The 17,585-nt window shown below is 61.7% G+C and carries 21 protein-coding genes; 3 read left to right on the forward strand and 18 right to left on the reverse strand.

What is annotated here, in order from left to right:
* Positions 1-4: 4 nt before the first annotated feature.
* From edd to zwf, 3 genes are read right to left on the reverse strand one after another with little or no spacing between them, the layout of a single operon-like run.
* Entirely contained in the window at positions 5-1,828 is a 1,824-nt protein-coding gene (edd, locus tag ACX3P1_RS00240) for a phosphogluconate dehydratase (RefSeq protein WP_459077526.1), read from the reverse strand.
* 44 nt (positions 1,829-1,872) lie between these two features.
* A complete protein-coding gene (gene pgl, locus ACX3P1_RS00245) occupies positions 1,873-2,595 on the reverse strand; it encodes a 6-phosphogluconolactonase (RefSeq protein ID WP_459077899.1) in 723 nt (240 codons plus the stop codon).
* Positions 2,577-4,049: a glucose-6-phosphate dehydrogenase gene (gene zwf / locus ACX3P1_RS00250; protein WP_459077527.1), complete on the reverse strand. Its 1,473-nt coding sequence runs from the start codon at positions 4,047-4,049 to the stop codon at positions 2,577-2,579. Before zwf ends, pgl begins: the two co-directional genes overlap by 19 nt.
* A 199-nt stretch (positions 4,050-4,248) precedes the next feature.
* Between zwf and ACX3P1_RS00255 the strand changes: the two genes are divergently transcribed.
* Together ACX3P1_RS00255 and ACX3P1_RS00260 are read left to right on the forward strand one after the other, a co-directional pair.
* Complete coding sequence (locus tag ACX3P1_RS00255) at positions 4,249-5,724, forward strand: aldehyde dehydrogenase family protein (RefSeq protein WP_459077528.1); 1,476 nt, start codon at positions 4,249-4,251, stop codon at positions 5,722-5,724.
* 7 nt (positions 5,725-5,731) lie between these two features.
* A complete protein-coding gene (locus ACX3P1_RS00260) occupies positions 5,732-6,478 on the forward strand; it encodes an SDR family oxidoreductase (protein ID WP_459077900.1) in 747 nt (248 codons plus the stop codon).
* A 99-nt stretch (positions 6,479-6,577) separates the two neighbouring features.
* On the opposite strand, the gene ACX3P1_RS00265 is transcribed toward ACX3P1_RS00260, so the two are convergent.
* The 8 genes from ACX3P1_RS00265 to ACX3P1_RS00300 all read right to left on the reverse strand — a co-directional run bounded on the left by ACX3P1_RS00265 (position 6,578) and on the right by ACX3P1_RS00300 (position 14,620).
* A complete protein-coding gene (locus ACX3P1_RS00265; protein ID WP_459077529.1) occupies positions 6,578-7,405 on the reverse strand; it encodes an SH3 domain-containing protein in 828 nt (275 codons plus the stop codon).
* Between the two features lie 185 nt (positions 7,406-7,590).
* Positions 7,591-8,877 (reverse strand): NAD(P)/FAD-dependent oxidoreductase, encoded by a 1,287-nt coding sequence (locus ACX3P1_RS00270; RefSeq protein WP_459077530.1) that lies wholly within the window; start codon positions 8,875-8,877, stop codon positions 7,591-7,593.
* A gap of 156 nt (positions 8,878-9,033) precedes the next feature.
* Positions 9,034-10,467 (reverse strand): glutamine synthetase family protein, encoded by a 1,434-nt coding sequence (locus tag ACX3P1_RS00275; protein WP_459077531.1) that lies wholly within the window; start codon positions 10,465-10,467, stop codon positions 9,034-9,036.
* 289 nt (positions 10,468-10,756) lie between these two features.
* Positions 10,757-11,371, reverse strand: a complete 615-nt coding sequence (locus tag ACX3P1_RS00280) for a transglutaminase-like cysteine peptidase (RefSeq protein WP_459077532.1) — start codon at positions 11,369-11,371, stop codon at positions 10,757-10,759.
* 154 nt (positions 11,372-11,525) lie between these two features.
* Entirely contained in the window at positions 11,526-12,836 is a 1,311-nt protein-coding gene (locus ACX3P1_RS00285) for a polyhydroxyalkanoate depolymerase (protein ID WP_459077533.1), read from the reverse strand.
* Between the two features lie 311 nt (positions 12,837-13,147).
* Positions 13,148-13,507 carry a septal ring lytic transglycosylase RlpA family protein gene (locus ACX3P1_RS00290; RefSeq protein ID WP_459077534.1) on the reverse strand — a complete coding sequence of 120 codons (360 nt, stop codon included), beginning with the start codon at positions 13,505-13,507 and terminating at the stop codon, positions 13,148-13,150.
* A 382-nt stretch (positions 13,508-13,889) separates the two neighbouring features.
* Positions 13,890-14,180, reverse strand: coding sequence for a hypothetical protein (locus tag ACX3P1_RS00295; protein ID WP_459077535.1), 291 nt, complete (start codon positions 14,178-14,180; stop codon positions 13,890-13,892).
* Between the two features lie 293 nt (positions 14,181-14,473).
* The gene (locus tag ACX3P1_RS00300) at positions 14,474-14,620 is read right to left on the reverse strand and encodes a hypothetical protein (RefSeq protein ID WP_459077536.1); all 147 of its coding nucleotides are present in this window, start codon (positions 14,618-14,620) and stop codon (positions 14,474-14,476) included.
* A 139-nt stretch (positions 14,621-14,759) separates the two neighbouring features.
* On the opposite strand from ACX3P1_RS00300, the gene ACX3P1_RS00305 reads away from it, so the two are divergent.
* The gene (locus ACX3P1_RS00305; RefSeq protein WP_459077537.1) at positions 14,760-15,104 is read left to right on the forward strand and encodes a hypothetical protein; all 345 of its coding nucleotides are present in this window, start codon (positions 14,760-14,762) and stop codon (positions 15,102-15,104) included.
* A 112-nt stretch (positions 15,105-15,216) separates the two neighbouring features.
* Here ACX3P1_RS00305 and ACX3P1_RS00310 read toward each other — a convergent pair whose 3' ends face one another.
* The 7 genes from ACX3P1_RS00310 to ACX3P1_RS00340 form a co-directional block, all read right to left on the reverse strand.
* On the reverse strand, positions 15,217-15,372 hold the full coding sequence (locus ACX3P1_RS00310; protein WP_459077538.1) for a hypothetical protein: 156 nt from the start codon (positions 15,370-15,372) through the stop codon (positions 15,217-15,219).
* Between the two features lie 97 nt (positions 15,373-15,469).
* Positions 15,470-15,664 (reverse strand): YodC family protein, encoded by a 195-nt coding sequence (locus tag ACX3P1_RS00315; RefSeq protein ID WP_459077539.1) that lies wholly within the window; start codon positions 15,662-15,664, stop codon positions 15,470-15,472.
* A 98-nt stretch (positions 15,665-15,762) separates the two neighbouring features.
* On the reverse strand, positions 15,763-16,044 hold the full coding sequence (locus ACX3P1_RS00320) for a hypothetical protein (RefSeq protein ID WP_459077540.1): 282 nt from the start codon (positions 16,042-16,044) through the stop codon (positions 15,763-15,765).
* Positions 16,045-16,185: 141 nt separating this feature from the next.
* On the reverse strand, positions 16,186-16,362 hold the full coding sequence (locus ACX3P1_RS00325) for a cadherin repeat domain-containing protein (protein WP_459077541.1): 177 nt from the start codon (positions 16,360-16,362) through the stop codon (positions 16,186-16,188).
* Between the two features lie 5 nt (positions 16,363-16,367).
* Positions 16,368-16,937, reverse strand: a complete 570-nt coding sequence (locus ACX3P1_RS00330; RefSeq protein WP_459077923.1) for a cadherin repeat domain-containing protein — start codon at positions 16,935-16,937, stop codon at positions 16,368-16,370.
* Positions 16,871-17,050: a hypothetical protein gene (locus tag ACX3P1_RS00335; RefSeq protein ID WP_459077542.1), complete on the reverse strand. Its 180-nt coding sequence runs from the start codon at positions 17,048-17,050 to the stop codon at positions 16,871-16,873. The genes ACX3P1_RS00330 and ACX3P1_RS00335 overlap by 67 nt, the downstream gene beginning before the upstream one ends.
* Positions 17,013-17,381, reverse strand: a complete 369-nt coding sequence (locus tag ACX3P1_RS00340) for a hypothetical protein (protein WP_459077543.1) — start codon at positions 17,379-17,381, stop codon at positions 17,013-17,015. Before ACX3P1_RS00340 ends, ACX3P1_RS00335 begins: the two co-directional genes overlap by 38 nt.
* Positions 17,382-17,585: the final 204 nt, after the last annotated feature.

The raw sequence follows: 17,585 nt of genomic DNA on the forward strand, positions 1-17,585 counted from the left end.
TGCGTCAGCCGTTACCGAACGCGCTCGCGCCCTGGTCGGCGCGGTTGACCAGATGCCTGAAGCCGGCAAAAAGCTCGCGGCCCATGCCGAATTCGTTGGCCGAAAGATCGGCGGTTGTGACTGGGCGCAACGCGAGGTCGCCCGCCGGCACCAGAAGCTCAAGCGTCCCCGCATCCGCATCGAGGCGCAAGATGTCGCCGGCGCGGACTTTGCCGATCGCCCCGCCTTCAAGCGCTTCCGGCGTCACATGGATCGCCGCCGGCACTTTTCCGCTGGCGCCCGACATGCGCCCGTCCGTCACCAGCGCCACATGCTGGCCGCGGTCCTGCAGGATGCCGAGCACCGTCGTCAGCTTGTGCAGTTCCGGCATGCCGTTGGCCTTCGGCCCCTGGAGGCGGATGACGGCGATGAAGTCGCCGGTCAACTCGCCGGCCTTGAAGGCGTCGTTCAATCCATGCTGGCTGTCGAACACTTTCGCCGGCGCTTCGATGATGCGCCGCTCGGGTTTCACGGCGGAGGTTTTTATGATGGCGTGGCCGAGATTGCCGGACAGCACCTTCAGCCCGCCGCTCGGCTGGAATGCCCTGGCGAAGGGAGCCAGCACCTTCTCGTCGCCGCTTTGCCGAGGCGCGGGCGACCGCACCACGGAACCGTCGACGCCCAGCGTCGCCTCGACAGCATAGGGGCGAAGGCCTTCGCCCCATACGGTCTGGACGTCCTCGTGCAGAATGCCTTCGTCCAGCAGTTCGCGGATGAGGAAGCCCATGCCGCCGGCCGCCTGGAAATGGTTCACGTCGGCAAGCCCGTTCGGATAGACCCGGGCCAGCAGCGGCACGGCGTCCGACAGGTCGGAAATATCCTGCCAGGTCAGCTTGATGCCGGCCGACGCCGCAATCGCGATCAGGTGGATGGTGTGGTTGGTCGAGCCGCCGGTGGCGTGCAGGCCAACGACCCCATTGACCAGCGAACGCTCGTCGATCATGCGGCCGACCGGCGTGTAGGCATTGCCAAGGGCTGTGATCGCCAGCGCGCGTTTCGTCGCTTCGCGGGTCAGCGCGTCGCGCAAGGGGGTGCCGGGATTGACGAAGGAAGCGCCCGGCGTATGCAGGCCCATGATCTCCATCAGCATCTGGTTGGAGTTCGCGGTGCCGTAAAAGGTGCAGGTGCCCGGCCCGTGATAGGATTTCGATTCCGCTTCCAGCAGTTCGGCACGGCCGACCTTGCCCTCGGCGTAGAGTTGGCGCACCCGTGCTTTTTCGTCATTGGGCAGGCCGGTCGTCATCGGCCCGGCCGGGATGAACACTGCCGGCAGGTGCCCGAAGGTAAGGGCCGCCATCAAAAGGCCAGGCACGATCTTGTCGCAGACGCCGAGAAAGGCCGCGGCGTCGAACATGTTGTGCGACAGGCCGATTGCAGCGGCCATGGCGATCACATCGCGCGAAAACAGCGACAGTTCCATGCCTGGCTGGCCCTGGGTGACGCCGTCGCACATGGCCGGCACGCCGCCCGCCACCTGCGCGATGCCGCCAGCCGCGCGCGCCGCTTCCTTGATCAGTGCCGGATAGGTCTCGAACGGCTGATGCGCCGAGAGCATGTCGTTATAGGCCGTGATGATGCCGAGGTTCGGCACCCGGTCGCCGCCGAGCGCGATCTTTTCCGAGGGGCTGCACACGGCAAAGCCGTGAGCGAGGTTGCCGCAGGAAAGAACGCCGCGATTGGCCGTGCTGCCGGAAGCGGCGGTGAGGCGGGAGAGGTAGATTTCACGGCTACCCTTGGAGCGCTCGCGGATGCGTCCGGTGATGGCTTCGATGTCGCGTCTGGCGGTCATGGCAAACTCCTTGCGGATTGCGGCAAAGTGTCCGGCGTTGCATATCAAGCAGCCCAGAAAACCTCGACCGGTCTTGGCGAGGCCTCGATAACGGCGCGGATCGGTTTTTTCGCACCCGGCGTCATCGCGCCGTCGAAGGTTTGTTTCTTCTCGGCGCCCTCGATGTGCAACGCGACGAAACCGGCGTCGATGATGCGCGCCATCGATAGCGTGAGGCGTGGCTCTCCGGCGCTTACGGCATGAACTGGCAGAACGTTCGTTTTCAAGGCGGGGTCGAGCAGCGTGGCGAGATCGACGGCATCGGGGAAGAACGAAGCGGTGTGGCCGTCATTGCCCATGCCGAGCACGGCAACGTCGAGTGGCCAGCCAAGCGCCTGCAAGGCCTTGTCGGCAATGGATGCCGCAGCCTCGGTGCTGGCTGCCTCGTGATAGAGCGGCATGAATTTGGCGGCGGCAGCCGCGTTCTGCAGCAGGTTGGCGGCTACCAGTCCGGCATTCGAGCGCGGCGAGGAGGTCGGCACGAAACGCTCGTCGATCAGCGTCACCGTCACCTTGTCCCAGGCGATGGGCTGTTTCGACAGGGCGGCAAAAAACTTCGCCGGCGTGGTGCCGCCGGAAACGGCAAGCAGTGCCGTCCCACGTTTTGCGACAGCCTCGGTGAGGCGGGCAGCGACGGTGCCGGAAAACGCCGCCGCCAGTTCGTCGCGCGTCTCAAAACCGTGCCAGTGGAAATTGCCGCCCATGGCGCTCAATTGCTTTCGTGCCAGGTGCGGCCATCGCGCTCGATCAGGGCGATCGAAGCCGATGGGCCCCAGGTGCCGGCGGTGTAACCCTGCGTTTCCTGCAAGGCGCTTGCCCAGGCGTTCTGGATCGGGTCGATCCATTTCCACGCCGCTTCGACCTCGTCGCGGCGCATGAACAGCGTCTGGTTGCCGCGGATCACATCCATGATGAGCCGCTCGTAAGCGTCGGGCGAGCGCCCCTTGAAGGATTGCGCGAAGCTCATGTCGAGCGGAATCTGGCGAAGCCGCATGCCGCCCGGACCCGGATCCTTGATCATGATGAACTGCTTGACGCCTTCGTCCGGCTGCAGCCGAATGACAAGCTGGTTGGGGAAGATCGGCCCTGCCGCCTCGCCTGCGAAGATCGAATGCGGGATCGGCTTGAACTCGATGACAATCTCGGAGACACGGTTGGCCAGCCGCTTGCCGGTGCGCAGGTAGAACGGCACGCCGGCCCAGCGCCAGTTGGCGATCTCTGCCTTGATGGCAACGAAGGTCTCGGTGTTGCTTTCGCTTCCCAGTTCCTCGACATAGCCCTTCACCGGGCCGCCCGAAGACGCGCCGGCGCGGTATTGCCCGCGCACCGTCTGCTTCGGCGCTTCGGTGCCGTTGATGCGCTTCAGCGCCCGCAGCACCTTCAGCTTCTCGTCGCGCAGGGCATCCGCGTCCATCGAGGCGGGCGCCTCCATGGCCACGAGACAGACCAGCTGCATGATGTGGTTCTGCACCATGTCGCGCAGCGCGCCGGCTTTGTCGTAATAGGTGACGCGGTCTTCCAGCCCGACGGTTTCGGCCACCGTGATCTGCACATGATCGATATGCGCCGAATTCCACAGCGGCTCGTAGAGCGCGTTGGCGAAGCGAAGCGCCATCAAATTCTGCACCGTCTCCTTGCCGAGATAGTGGTCGATGCGAAAAATCTGGTTTTCATGGAAGTCGCTGCCGATCTGGTCGTTGAGCGCCTTGGCCGAAGCCAGGTCACGGCCGATCGGCTTTTCCACGACGATCCGCGAAGTGGGCGTAATCATCTTGTGCTCTTTGAGCTTGTGCGAGATTTCACCGAAAAGCGCCGGCGCCACGGCGAGATAGAAGACGCGGATGCGATCGCTGTCGCCGGCCTTCTTCTTCAACTGGTCGAAGCCGGCGCCGCTGACGGCGTCCGCCGCCACATAGGAAAACCTGGCGAGAAATGTCTCCAGTTCCTTGGCGTCGATGTCTTCCTTGGCGACGTGCTCGGAAATCGCCTTCTTGGCGAAGGCCCGGAATTCCACGTCGCTCATCTTGCTGCGCGACGTGCCGATGATGCGTGTCGGTTCCGAAAATTGATGATCGCGCTGGCGGTAATACAGCGACGGCAAGAGCTTGCGCTCCGAAAGATCGCCGGTGCCACCGAATATGATGAAGTCGAAAGGGTCGACGGGAATGATCTGGCTTGTCATGCTCTGTCCGTTCTAACGCCGGCTGGGTATGCCGGGCTGCTATAATCTAATCGATTTAGATTGACCAGTGCCATGGTGTCACAGCATCGACCATGCCACTGGTCCAGCACGCGAGGCAGCCGATAGGCGATAATCCCCGCCGATTGCTCCGCAACCGCAACATAGGGCGGCTTTGGAGCGAACCCAAAGGAGAAACGCCATGGGCACACACCTTTCAGGGGCCGTCGCACAGGGCCGCGCCTTCCGTCAACTGATCGACGGCAAGTCCGTCGATGCGGCTTCCGGCGAACGCATCGATGTCTTCTGTCCATCCGACGGTAAGGTTTTCGCCTCGATCCCGGCTTCCGGTGAGGCTGATGTGGATAGCGCGGTGCAGGCGGCGCGGCGCGCCTTCGAAGAGGGGCCATGGGCCAAAATGCCGGCCGTCGAGCGCGGCCGGCTGCTGACCCGCCTCTCTCACCTGGTCGAAAAGAACGGCGACGAACTGGCGGCACTGGAATCGCGCGATACCGGCAAGCCGGCAAGGCAGGGCAAGGCCGACGTCACCGCCACCATGCGCTATTACGAATTTTATGGCGGCGCGGGCGACAAGATCCATGGCGACACCATTCCCTTTCTCGACGGCTATACGGCGCTGACGCTGCGCGAACCGCATGGCGTCGTTGCCGGCATCATTCCGTGGAACTACCCGCTGCAAATCTTGGCGCGGGTGGCGGGGGCAGCGCTCGCCATGGGCAACACGTTGGTCGTCAAGCCGGCGGAAGACGCCTCGCTGACGGCGATCCGCATGGGCGAACTGGCGCTCGAAGCGGGTTTTCCTGACGGCGTCTTCAACGTCATCACCGGCTATGGGCGCGAGGCGGGGGCAGCGCTGTCGGCGCATCCGGGTGTCGATTACGTCACCTTCACCGGCTCACCCGCCACCGGAACGGCCATCCAGCAGGCGGCGGCCGGAAACAATCGCGGCGTCACCATGGAACTCGGCGGCAAGTCGCCGCAAATCGTGTTTGCCGATGCCGATCTGGACAAGGCGCTGCCGGTGCTGGTCAACGCGATCATCCAAAACGGCGGCCAGACCTGCTCGGCCGGCAGCCGTGTGCTGATCGAGCGGCCGATCTATGAGGCGGTCGCGGCAGCGTTGGCCACACGATTCTCGGCGCTGGTTGCCGGTTCGCACGACGCCGATCTCGACCTTGGCGCGCTTATCAACCCGAAACAGAAGCTTCGCGTCGAGAGCATGGTGGCCGATGCCGAAAAGGCAGGGGTTCCGGTTCTGGCACACGGTTCCATTCACCGCGACGCGCCATCCGGCGGTTACTATTTCGCACCGGCGCTGTTCGGCGAGGTCGATCCGGACGCCACCATCGCGCGCGAGGAAGTCTTCGGCCCGGTGCTGGCGCTGTTTGGCTTCGACGGCGAGGAGGAAGCGATTCGGCTGGCCAACGGCACCGACTACGGGCTCGTCGCCGGCATCTGGACCGGCGATGGCGGCCGCCAGCATCGTGTCGCCAAGCGGGTGCGTTCAGGCCAGGTCTTCGTCAACGGCTATGGCGCGGGCGGCGGCATAGAACTCCCCTTCGGCGGCTTCAAGCGATCCGGCCATGGCCGGGAGAAGGGGTTCGAGGCGCTGTACGACATGTCGGCGACCAAGACGATCGTGTTCAACCATGGGTGAGAAAACAATGCGCCTGAAAGACAAGGTAGCCGTCATTACCGGGGCCGCTTCCGGCTTCGGCGAGGGTATGGCCCGGCGCTTCGCCGAGGAAGGCGCGAAGATCGTTGTCGCCGACCTGAACGGCAAGGGCGCGGAACGGGTCGCGGCGGAGATCGGCGTGTCCGCGATATGGACGCAGACCGACGTATCGCAGGCATCCGAATTCGAACAGATGGTGGGCGCGGCCATGGATGCCTTCGGCCGCGTCGACATCATGGTCAACAATGCAGGTTATACGCATCGCAACGGCGACATGCTGGGCGTGGACGAAGCAACGTTCGACCTCATTACCGCCGTCAACATGAAGGCGATCTACCACGCGGCGCGCAGCATTGTGCCGATTATGGAGGCACAGGGCGGCGGCGTCATTCTCACCACCGCCTCGACCGCCGGCCTGCGGCCGCGCCCCGGCCTTACCTGGTACAACGCCTCCAAGGGCTGGGCGATCACCGCGACCAAATCGATGGCGGTGGAATTGGCGCCGAAGAACATCCGCGTGAATTGCCTGTGCCCGGTCGCCGGCGGCACCGGCATGCTGGAGAAGTTCATGGGCAAGGATACGCCCGAAATCCGCGAGAAATTCCGCGCTTCCATCCCGCTTGGCCGGCTGTCGACGCCGCTCGACATCGCCAATGCAGCACTGTGGCTCGCATCCGACGAAGCCGCCTTCATTACCGGGGTCGCGCTGGAAGTCGATGGCGGGCGCTGTATCTGACCAGAGCGTCAGACCGAAAAGTGGTTACCGGTTTTCGGTAATCCGATGCTCAAACAAGGGGGCAGAGTACCCTTTGTGCGTCCGGTTGGGCGCGGCGCTCTAGTCGCGGGCGACGAACGTCTTGTAAACCCAGCCGCGCTTGCCGTTATAGAGGATTTCGCACCACCGCTTGCAGTCCACGATCTGCACAGCCGTCTTGGCTGGAATGGTGCCGATGGCAGCCGCGCCCTTCTTCGGGCCGGACCGCATGGTCACGCCGCGAAGGATATGGCCCGGCGCCGCCTCGCCGCCGCCCGTCGAAGCAGGTTGCGGCTCGTCTGTTTCCGCTTTCGCGACTTGTTTTTCCGGTTTTGCCGGCCTGGGCGTGGGAACCGCAGCGGTCTGGGCCACATCGGCAGCGCCACTCGTATCGGCGTCGCCATTCACCTCTGCGCGGTTTGCGGCGGCGAATGCGGCAAGCTGCGGGCTGGTCGCAACTGCCGGCTCGGCTGAGCCGGCCTCGGCATTGACGGCCTGCGCGGCTTTTGCCGCTGTCTGCGTCGGCGATTTGGCGCCATTCGGATCTTTCCAGCGCAGGTCGCTCGGCACCGCGCCCGTTTCAGCCGCAACGGCGTTCGCCTCTACCGGCGGCGGCTTCGCGACGATCACGGATTTGGCGGCTACAGATTTGGCGGAAGCTGACGGGCTGGCGGAAGCCTGCGCCAACGGTTCCTGGCTGGCTTCGGCAAAGGCCGGTCGGTCGACGGAAGGCAGGGCAAGCCAAAGGGCAATTGCGGCGACGGCCAGGAACGAGGCCGTGCCGAACGCGGCGATGACAAGATGGGAATTGGAACGGAGCGTGCGCCACAAAGAAGGGCGGCACTCATAGCCGAACGTCATTGCGAGGCGGCGACGTCTCGGCCTGCCGAAAAACGAGAACCCCTTCACTTCTGCCTTCTCCAAAAGGGGGCCGAAAGTCCATCTGCTCGATACAGGCATAGCATGCCGAAGATGGAAGACAGTCCCGCCAGCCGCTGGTGCTGGTTCTTATCTGTTACCGATACCTAGAACGACGAATGTGGCATCACTGCGCCAGTATTAAGGAATTTGAAACGTGACCTCGAAACATGGGCTTAAAATCTGTCCCGCAACGCATACCAGTTAAGGGCGAGAAACAACAGCGGCGCGCGCAAGCGCCGGCCACCGGGAAACGCCGGTATTTTGAGGGCCTCGATCAGCTTCAGCCGGTCGCGGTTGCCGGTGACGGTTTCGGCATAGAGCTTGCCGACGAAATTCGACAGCATGACGCCATGGCCGGAATAGCCGCCGGCTGAAATGACGTTGGGCATGACCTCGCGCACGAACGGTTTGCGGGGCAAGGTGATGCCGACATAGCCGCCCCAGCCATGGGTGATCTCGATGTCTTTCAGCGCCGGATAGATCTCGGCGATCTGGCGGCGGATGTGGATGTGGATGTCTTTGGGGTCGTTGACCCCGTAGATTTCCCGGCCGCCGAACAACAGCCGCCCGTCCCTGGATTTGCGGAAATAGCGCACGACGAAGCGCGAATCGTCGACGGCCTCGCCGCCGGGCAGGACGTCCGGAAAGGCATCGAGCGGCACCGTCGCGCCGATGAACGAGCCGATCGGCATGATATGCGAAGCGCTGACCGGCTCCAGCGCGCCGCCATAGGCATTGACCGCGATCAGGCATTTTTGCGCGGTGACGGTGCCGGTCGCCGTCGTCACCCGAACCTTGCCGCCCGTCGAGGCGACGCCGGTGACGCCGGTGTTCTCGAACAGATGCGCGCCAGCCTCGTTTGCCGCCCGCGCGGTGCCGATCACCAGCTTCAGCGGATGGATGTGGCCGGTGCCGGTGTCGCGCGTGCCGCCGAAAAACCGCGCCGAACCCAGGCGCTCCGCCGTCTCCCCGGCATCCATGAAGGAAATATGCGGATAGGAAAAGCGGTTGGCCATGATCTCGGCATGGGCCTTGTAGTCATCGACATAGCGGCGCTTGTGCGCCACCGACATCTGGCCGGGCACGTAGTCGATGTCGATCTGGTTGGCCGCCGCAAACTCCAGCAGATGCGCCTTGGCGTCTTCGGCCAGGTCGAACAGCGCCTTGGCGCGGGAAAAACCGTATTCGGCCTCCAGTTCCTCGACCCCGGCGCGCTGCCCCGTGCCGAGTTGCCCGCCATTGCGCCCTGAAGCGCCATCGCCGAAGCGGTGTGCTTCGACCAGCACGACGTTGACACCTGCCTTGGCAAGATGGGTCGCGGCGGACAGGCCGGTAAAACCGCCGCCGATAATCACCACATCCGTTTGCCGGTCGCCGTCCAGCGCCGGATATTCCGGGCGCGGGCCAGCGCTATCCTCGTACCAGGAAATGCCGGGAGAAATCGGGGATTGATAGGGCATGGGCGGCTAGCGAATAGCGAGTAGGGAGTAGGGAGTAGGGAAACAGCAGGCACGGCTGATCCGCGCTCCTGCTTGCATGGATTGGTGGGTCACGCTTACCTCTATTCGCTATTCGCTATTCGCTATTCGCTATTCGCTATTCGCTACTGCCCTAAATCACACATTCAACAACAAATATTCCCGCTCCCACGGCGAAATCACTTCCATGAAGGTCTCGAATTCGGCGCGCTTGATTGCCGCGTAGGTGGTGGTGAAGGACTTGCCCAGCGCTGCACACAACTCGTCGTCCGCTTCGAGCAGGTCGACCGCCTCCAGCAGGCCTCGCGGCAGGTCGATCTCGGCTTCGTTGGCGGTCGTCAGCACCGGCGGCTCGGCCTTGATCTTGTTGTTCATGCCGATCAGCCCGCAGGCCAGCGAGGCGGCGAGCGCCAGATAGGGGTTGGCGTCGGAAGACGGGATACGGTTTTCGACACGCCGCGCCGCCGGATCGGAACGCGGTACGCGAAACGCCGTGGTGCGGTTGTCATAGCCCCATTTGTTGTTGACGGGGGCCGATGCCGCCTGCGTCAACCGACGGTAGGAATTCACATAGGGCGCGAACATCGCCAGCGCATTGGGCACATGCTTTTGCATGCCGCCGATGAAATGGAAGAAGGCGTCGGTTTCCGACCCGTCTTCGGCCGAAAAGATGTTTCTTCCAGTTTTCTTGTCGATGATCGACTGGTGGATGTGCATGGCCGAACCCGGCTGGCCCTGGATCGGCTTGGCCATGAAGGTGGCGTAGATGTCGTGTTTCAGCGCCGCCTCGCGAATGGTCCGCTTGAACATGAACACCTGGTCGGCAAGCTCGATCGGGTCGCCGTGGCGCAGATTGATCTCAAGCTGGCCGGCACCCTCCTCGTGGATCAGCGTATCGATCTCGAGGCCCTGGTTTTCGGAAAAATGATAGATGTCGTCGATCAGTTCGTCGAACTCGTTGACGCCGGCGATGGAATAACCGGCACCGCCGCCGATAGCACGGCCGGAGCGCCCGACCGGCGGTGTCAGCGGGTAGTCCGGATCGGGGTTCTTGCGCACCAGATAGAACTCGATTTCGGGTGCGACCACCGGCTTGAGGCCGAGCTTGTCGTAGAGGCCAAGGACGCGCCTGAGCACGTTGCGTGGCGCGAACTCGACATTGCGTCCGTCCTGATGGACGAGATCGCAGATGACGGCCGCCGTCGGGTCGTCTTCCCACGGCACCACAGTCAGCGTCGAAAGATCCGGCATCAGCTTGAGATCGCCATCGTCTTCCGGATAGTGGAAGCCGTTGCCGTTTTCCGGATAGCCACCCGAAATCGTCGCCATGAACACAGCGGACGGCAAGGCCAGAGAAGTGTTCGAGGTGAACTTGCTGGTCGGCATCATCTTGCCGCGGGCGATGCCCGCCTGGTCGGGCGTGATGCACTCGATATCTTCGATGCCGCGATATTCCAGCCAGGCGCTGACTTCCTTCCAGTTCTTGACGCCGCGCAGATTCTTGACGAAGGCGGGTGTGCGGGCGCGTGCGACGCGGTGGGACGGTCGGGCTTCCTTTTTGACGGGCGGCATCTTTCACCAGTTCTGTTGAGGTGGCGAAGTATAGGCGCGCCCGACGCCGAAAGGAAAGGGAGCCGGCCTAAATTGTGTCGAGAATAAGCCGGCATCAAGCGGCCAGCCCGTGGGAATGGCCAACAACAGGACGCTATTACGTCAACGCCGTACTGGAATGCGCAGAGTCAGGTCCAGCGAGCGTCGGCAAGCGCGAAAATTGCTTCAGGGTAGGATGACGGTGCTGCACCGCCAGACGGACCGGCCGGCAGCGGGTCGGATCCTGCGCAAGATCGAACTGTATGACGCTCTACTGGACGGAGCCGACCAGAAGCTGCTGGCCTTCCCGGATCGAAACCCAGCGGCCGGTATTGTCGCTCGCCTGGCGCTTGAGAAAACGGTAGCCGGTCTGGTCCCAGGTGCGGACCTGGTCGGTCAAATTATCGAGGATAAAGTCGCCCTTGTCGGTGCGCACGGTCAGCACGGCGTGGCCCTCGCCATCGGGCTTGCGTACCACGGTAATCAACAAATCCGCCAGCGACAGGCCGAGGCGGTTGAGCCGCCGCCGCTTTTCCAGCACGTAGTCCTCGCAGTCGCCGACACCGCTGTCCGGATAGGCCCAGACCTCTTCCTTGCCGTAAATGTCGATGTCGCTCATTGGCTTGACGGCGGCATTGACCGCTGCCGACACGCTGGCCAGTTGCCGCAACAGGGCGCCGGTCATCGCTGCCGGTGCCTGGTTGGCGGGGCGGATGGAGCATTCGCGCTTGTGCGCCTTGCAGAAATCATAGTGGCCGATCGGCTGGGAAGTCAGGCCACCGATGGCCATCGGCCCGCCGGCAAACGCCGAACCGACCGACCAGGCCGACATCGCCAATCCGATAGCCACGCTTTTGCGCAGCCTCCACCCTGTTGAGGAAATCATTGTCCCCGCTCGCCCTTGTTGTTAACGAAACGTTAAGGGCTATTAACAGTCCGTGTCAATTCCGGCGACGAGCAGATTGGCGGCATGGTTACTCACATGCCTGTGACCGCGGCAGTTCTGCAACACGGCGCGGCCTGGAGCCTGGCTTTGCGACTTATGCCTGAACTTTGGCCTGAGCCTTGGCGGCCCGGGCCTTGGCGGTGCTGGCAGGCTTGGCCTTCACGTCGATCGTTTCGTGATTGCCGTAGGTGGAGATGAAGTCGACGATGCGCGGCACGATCTCGGCACGGAAGCGCGAGCCGTTGAAGACGCCGTAATGGCCAACGTCCGGCTGCATGTAGTGCGCCTTCATGTCCGCCGGGACATTGATGCAAAGATCGTGCGCGGCCCTGGTCTGGCCCAGGCCCGAAATGTCGTCGTTTTCGCCTTCGACCGTGAACAGCGCGACATTGCGGATCGCCGATGGATCGACCGGAACGCCGCGATGGGTCATTTCGCCCTTTGGTAGGGCCTGGCGCACAAAGACCGTATCCACCGTCTGGAGATAGAACTCGGCGGTGAGGTCCATCACCGCCAGATATTCGTCGTAGAACTCGCGGTGCCTGGCAGCGCTGTCGCCGTCGTTTTTCACGAGGTTCTGGAAGAACGTCTTTTGGGCGGTGAGATGGCGGTCGAGATTCATGCCGATGAAGCCCGAAAGCTGCAGGAAGCCCGGATAGACGGCGCGGCCGACGCCGGCCGCCGGCCACGGAACCTGCGTGATGACGTGGTCGCGGAACCAGTCGCTGCCTTTTTCCTCGGCCAGCCGGTTGACGGCGGTCGGGCAGCGCCGCGTGTCGATCGGCCCGCCCATCAGCGTCATCGTCGCCGGCGCGAAACGGTCGCCGCGCGCTTCCATCAGCGCCACGGCAGCCAGTACCGGCACGGAGGGCTGGCATACGGCCATGACATGCGTGTCCGGGCCGAGCGCATGGAGCATGTCGATGACGTAGTCGATATAGTCGTCCAGGTCGAACTTGCCGGCGGAAACGGGCACGTCGCGGGCATCGAGCCAATCGGTGATGTGGACGTCGGCGTAAGGCAGCATCGCCTCGACCGTCCCGCGCAGCAGCGTCGCATGGTGGCCGGACATCGGCGCGACGATCAGAAGCTTCGGATCGGCCTTGCGCCCGGCGGGGACTTCGCGCTCGAAATGGATGATGTTGCAGAAGGGACGGGACCACACGGTCTTTTCGACGACCGGCACCGTCTTCCAGTCGACGACCGTCGTGTCCAGACCGAAGCCCGGCTTGTCGTAGCGGCGCGTGGCGCGCTCGAACACCTCCGCCGCCGCCGCGACCGATCTTCCCCAAGGCGTGTGCGAAAGCGGATTGAGCGGGCTGGTATAGAGCAGCCTGGTGAAGTCGGCGTAAAGACGCGCGGGCCACAAGGCGGCATGGTTCTGTTCGTAGAGCTGATAGAGCATCGCAAACTCCGCTGCTGCCTCGACCGGAAAGGGACGACGGCAGCGCCGAGCCTTAAATGTCTCACAGCGAAGTTAATGAAAATTTGCTGCGATGCAATACGTTATGCAGGTGAATTGGCCTGATGCTTTGGTCCAAGCCGTTGAAACCCCGGCTCAAAGCCGTGACGCCGGCTAAATTCAACCGCCGCGCCGTTCAAAGCAGATGCAACACGCGGCCCCGCAGGTTCTTCGTTGCGGAGATCAACGGCCCAAAGCATCGGACCGAAAACGGGTGACCGGTTTCGGATTATTCCGATGCTCCATCGAACTGTTTAGAGACGGGCCGTGCAGACCGAGGTATGGCCAGCGCCGATGAAGCCGAGCTGGCGTGCCGCGCCCCTGGAGAGATCCAGCATACGTCCCTTGATGAAGGGGCCGCGGTCGTTGATGCGCACGACGACGCTCTTGCCGTTGTTTTTATTGGTAACCTTGAGCCTGGTTCCGAACGGCAGCGAGCGGTGGGCGGCGGTCATCGCGGCGGGATTCATGCGTTCGCCCGAAGCGGTCTTGGAGTGCAACGCGTACCAGGAGGCGCTGCCGCATTTGGCCGAAGCGGGAGAGGCGGACACGGCGACCATCAGGCCAGCCGCTGCGGTTGCCACGACAAGCGCGGCCCGATTGCTGTTCTTCATGCGGTTGAAGGGGCTCCGTTGACAGAATGAGCCTGTTAACGGGGGAAATAAGGCAGCAACTGGGGCGAATCTCGGGCGGTTCCGTGGCGTCGAGACACGTTTGGAGTCACCGGGAAACAGTTTGTCAGAACAGGCGCGCGTTTCCTGCAAGGAATAATTTCATATTTCGTGACCGCTTCGGCATGAATTGACGGTCATACCGGTCATCAATTCCGAATATATTTCGGCGCGTGGGCAGATCTATTTCTACCGGTCTTCGCCCGATTTCAACCGATCGAAATCCATACTTTCAGTCACGCTTAGCAGGTGAAAATCAGCATTCTTCTTCCGGTGTTGCTTTCGTGGCGGCGGCGCAACCTGAGGCTACTTCAGGCGCCATGCATCAGCCGTCTTTCCTGGCCGGCTTGCCGTTCGGGTTTGGCGTCGGCGCTTCTCTTGTATCCCTGGGCGGCGGGTCGGAATGGTCGGGTTCCGGCGAAGCATCCTTGTGACCCGGCTTGCGACTGGACTTGCGCTCGTCTTTCCTCGGGTCGTCGGCATTTTCGGTAAGGCCGACGCCACTTGCAGGCGGCTTGTTGCCGGCGGCATCCTGCGAAAAGGCGTCGCTGGGGTCGGGGCCGGTACGGGCCGGATATTTCCGGGCTCCGGTTTCGTAGGCGGATTTTTCACGCATGGTCACCGCTCCCTATGAGATCAGGTCTACAGCAACATGGAGCAGGGCTTTAGGTTCCCTGTTGTCCGCCGCCCAGGGATCGCTGTGTTTGTTCCTGTGCTTCAGGGAAGGTGCTGCGGATCGGACGGGGTAGATGCTCGTCTGCCAATTCGTCGGCCAGGAAGAGAAACCGGGAAAAAGCTTCCTGTTCACCGTACCGTCGAGCCCGGTTGACACGACCCGCAGCCATCAAGGAACGCCGCATGGCCGGAAAGGTTCAGCTTGCGCAGACAATTTCCCCGTCGGGCCGGGACCTAGTTCTCCTGAACCGAAATGCCCGATTCGTCGATGTGGAGTTCGACGCCCTTCGGCTTGGTTTCCTCATGATAGACGTAGATGCCCAGGGCAATCACGGCCGCGATCAGGATACCGATGACGAGGTAAAGTCTGTTTTGCTTCATCCTGCCTCGTTACCGATACGAGGATCGCAAGTCCAGTGCCTCGATTGCGCCGCCGCGCGCCCGGCATTGCCCCGCGGTTGACCAAACAGGATGCGACCCGCAAGATCGCAAAGGGACGGGCAACTGTAGAGGAGGAAGGATGACCTTCGCCAAATCGTTGATCGCGCTTTCGTCGGCGATCTTGCTGACCGGCTGCGGCGTCAGCGCCACCAGCTATGCGACAAGCAAGGAAGCCCTCAAAGGCAGCCCCGCTCTGCGCAGCGAGTTCGTCGCAAACTGCACGCAGAATATAACAGCCAAGCCGCTACGAACACGCCAAAATATTGCCAAGGTGATGAACACATCCGTCCGCGCTACGCCACGAACCTATTGTTCGAGGTTGACGCGCGGCATTACGTCTGGCCGCCTTTCCCATAAGGACATCAGCGCGGCTTCGAGAGGGCAGGTAACGCCGGCCATCGTTCGCGTTCTGCAAGGCCGATAATCGCTGGAGCATCGGCCCGAAAAGCGGGATCGTTTTTCGGATTATTCCGATGCTCAATCAAAGTGTCGGGGCGCCGCCGGCGAGGCTGCGTCCCACCCGGCCGTGAGTGGGATCATTTTACAAGGAAAAAATTGGCCAGAATAAAGACAGCGGAGGTAAAGGCGATCAGGGATACCCAGCCGAACGCCGCCTGTCGGTTGGCGGCTCGCCGCTCCTGCGGCGTCCGATGGTCCCTGGTATAAATGTACTCGTCGTGATGGTCTTTCATCAAGCGACCTCGGTTTGATGGATTTCGATACAGTCGGATAGCTCATTGCAAGCGTTCCAACAATCCATCCACGCCCGAAACCTGACTGTCACACCGCCTAGGCCGCAGGCGCAGTGGCCGCCACAAGCTGATCAGACTTGAAGCCTGCATGCTGCGGGGTCCAGACGTCACCTTCGCGATTGAACCAGTTGCACATGACGGCACCCGAGGCAGCCGAAGCATCGCTTACGGTCATCTGTGGGCCGCCCGACTTCAGCCGGACGACATCACCAGGCTTGAAACTGTCAGCCATAACCGCTCTCCCTGCACATCACCGATGCCAGCAGGTAACCATCAATAGCTCTGGCCGGCAAGGGCGCTGACCCGTGGCGCGGCTCAGCGCATGCGCTTCTATCTGGCCAGCGGAAGATCGGTCTGTATCTTGAGCGCGCTTGTCGCCCAATCCCGTAGTTCCGGGGGCGTATCGTCGGATCTCAGGATCGATATCGCCAGCCTGGTCATATCTTCCGGCGGCTTCGTCGTAACTGCGTTGTAGCTGAAATAACCGGCCGCGATGGCCGCGGCTATCGAAACGAGCGGCGGAGCGTAGGTTGCTACCGCTCGGGCAATCGACCGCCAGCGCTCGAACAGGCTGCGTCGTGGCCCTTCTTCTTCGTCATCGAAACCAGTCATTCCACCACCCCGTGCAGAACACCGTGCACCGAGGCTGCGCTGTATTAGTTAAAATGCGGATAAAGAGACGGAAACAGGACGAAGCATCGTCGGCACGGCCGAGCAGAGGCCGGGGCGGAGCAGGAAGCGGCGAAAGAATCCTCATACCGGATGGGCAAGGTTGGAGGCGTTTGCGCCTGTGGATTCGGGGTTCTCAAAATCGGGAGCCGTCATGAAAGACAATTCACCGCTAAAAGTGTCGATATCGAACAGAATCGCATCGCCGCCGCTGGCAATCGAATAGGTCAGCGGGTCATTTTCGGGGTCGCTCGCGATCACTGTCGTTACGGCTGCGTGTTTTCAGCAACGGGTATGGCCACCGTCGGTCCGCCTCCGTTGGATGTGATTTCGGGCGCTTCGTTCACATTGGTGACGGTGATCGTCAGCGCCTCTTGATGAGTCAGCCCCCACGCATCTGTCACCTGCACTCGCACGGAGGAGGTTGGATTGGATTCGAAGTCAAACACCATACCATCCTGTAGCTTCAGTTGGGTGCCGTCGATCTTGAACAGGGCATTGTCGGCAGCACCATCACCAGTCACAAGTGAATAGGTATGTGTCTCCAATCCATTGTTGATATCGGGATCGTTGACCGTCAGTGCTCCGACTGTGACGCCAAGCGCATTTTCCGCAACGGTTGCCGGTGACAGCGAGATGCCGGTTGGTGCATCGTTGAGATCGGTAACGGTGAATCCAGTGGCTGTTAACGTGCCACCGATGACGCTGATGTCGCCGGTATTGAGGTGCACGTCGCTACCGTTTGCGGAAAATTGTAGACGGTTGACGCCTACAAAATAGCTCCAACTTTCAAATGAGCCCCCGCCCGTAAGCTGAATTGTATCGTTGACCGACAAGTCAGTGATCGTGTCCCGTCCAGTTCACTTGCCGTGCCGCTGAAGGTATCGTTTCCAGTGCCACCCGTCAGAGTGTCAGTGCCTGCGCCGCCAGTCAGCGTCGCCAAAGCCATTTAGATCGTCGTTGCCGCTGCCACCTATCAATTCGTCGTGCAAAGCTCCGCCGCCGAATCCTACTTGATTAGTACTTCCACTAAAGCTGAGATACAGCCCATATGTCTCTGAAAATATCGGATTTGAACTGCTGTCATAAAGATAACCGTTCGGTATCATGGGGTTATACATGTATAACTGCCCATTAACAAACTTGATAATATTATAATAACCGCTATTATTAACATCGTAAACAGCATCAGAGAGTGCAGAGTTATTATCTGACAGTATAATGGTAGATTCTGCTTCCTGATAACCACCATACTTGGTGGCTTTAAAGGTTCCAACCATGCTATCCCCCTAAGATATCCATTCGATCGATCGAGCGATCAATCAAACTAGCTGGTAGCTCGCGGACGCACTCGGTTAATCCGCTCAAGGTCAATGGGCAACAATCAGTCCAACAGGACAAGGGTGCAAGAAAAAACGGCTCATGAGGCAAATAATTCGGCAAGGGGATGACGATAAGGCGAACCGATTGCGTTCGGAAGATCA

This window comes from Mesorhizobium sp. A623 (assembly GCF_054489405.1).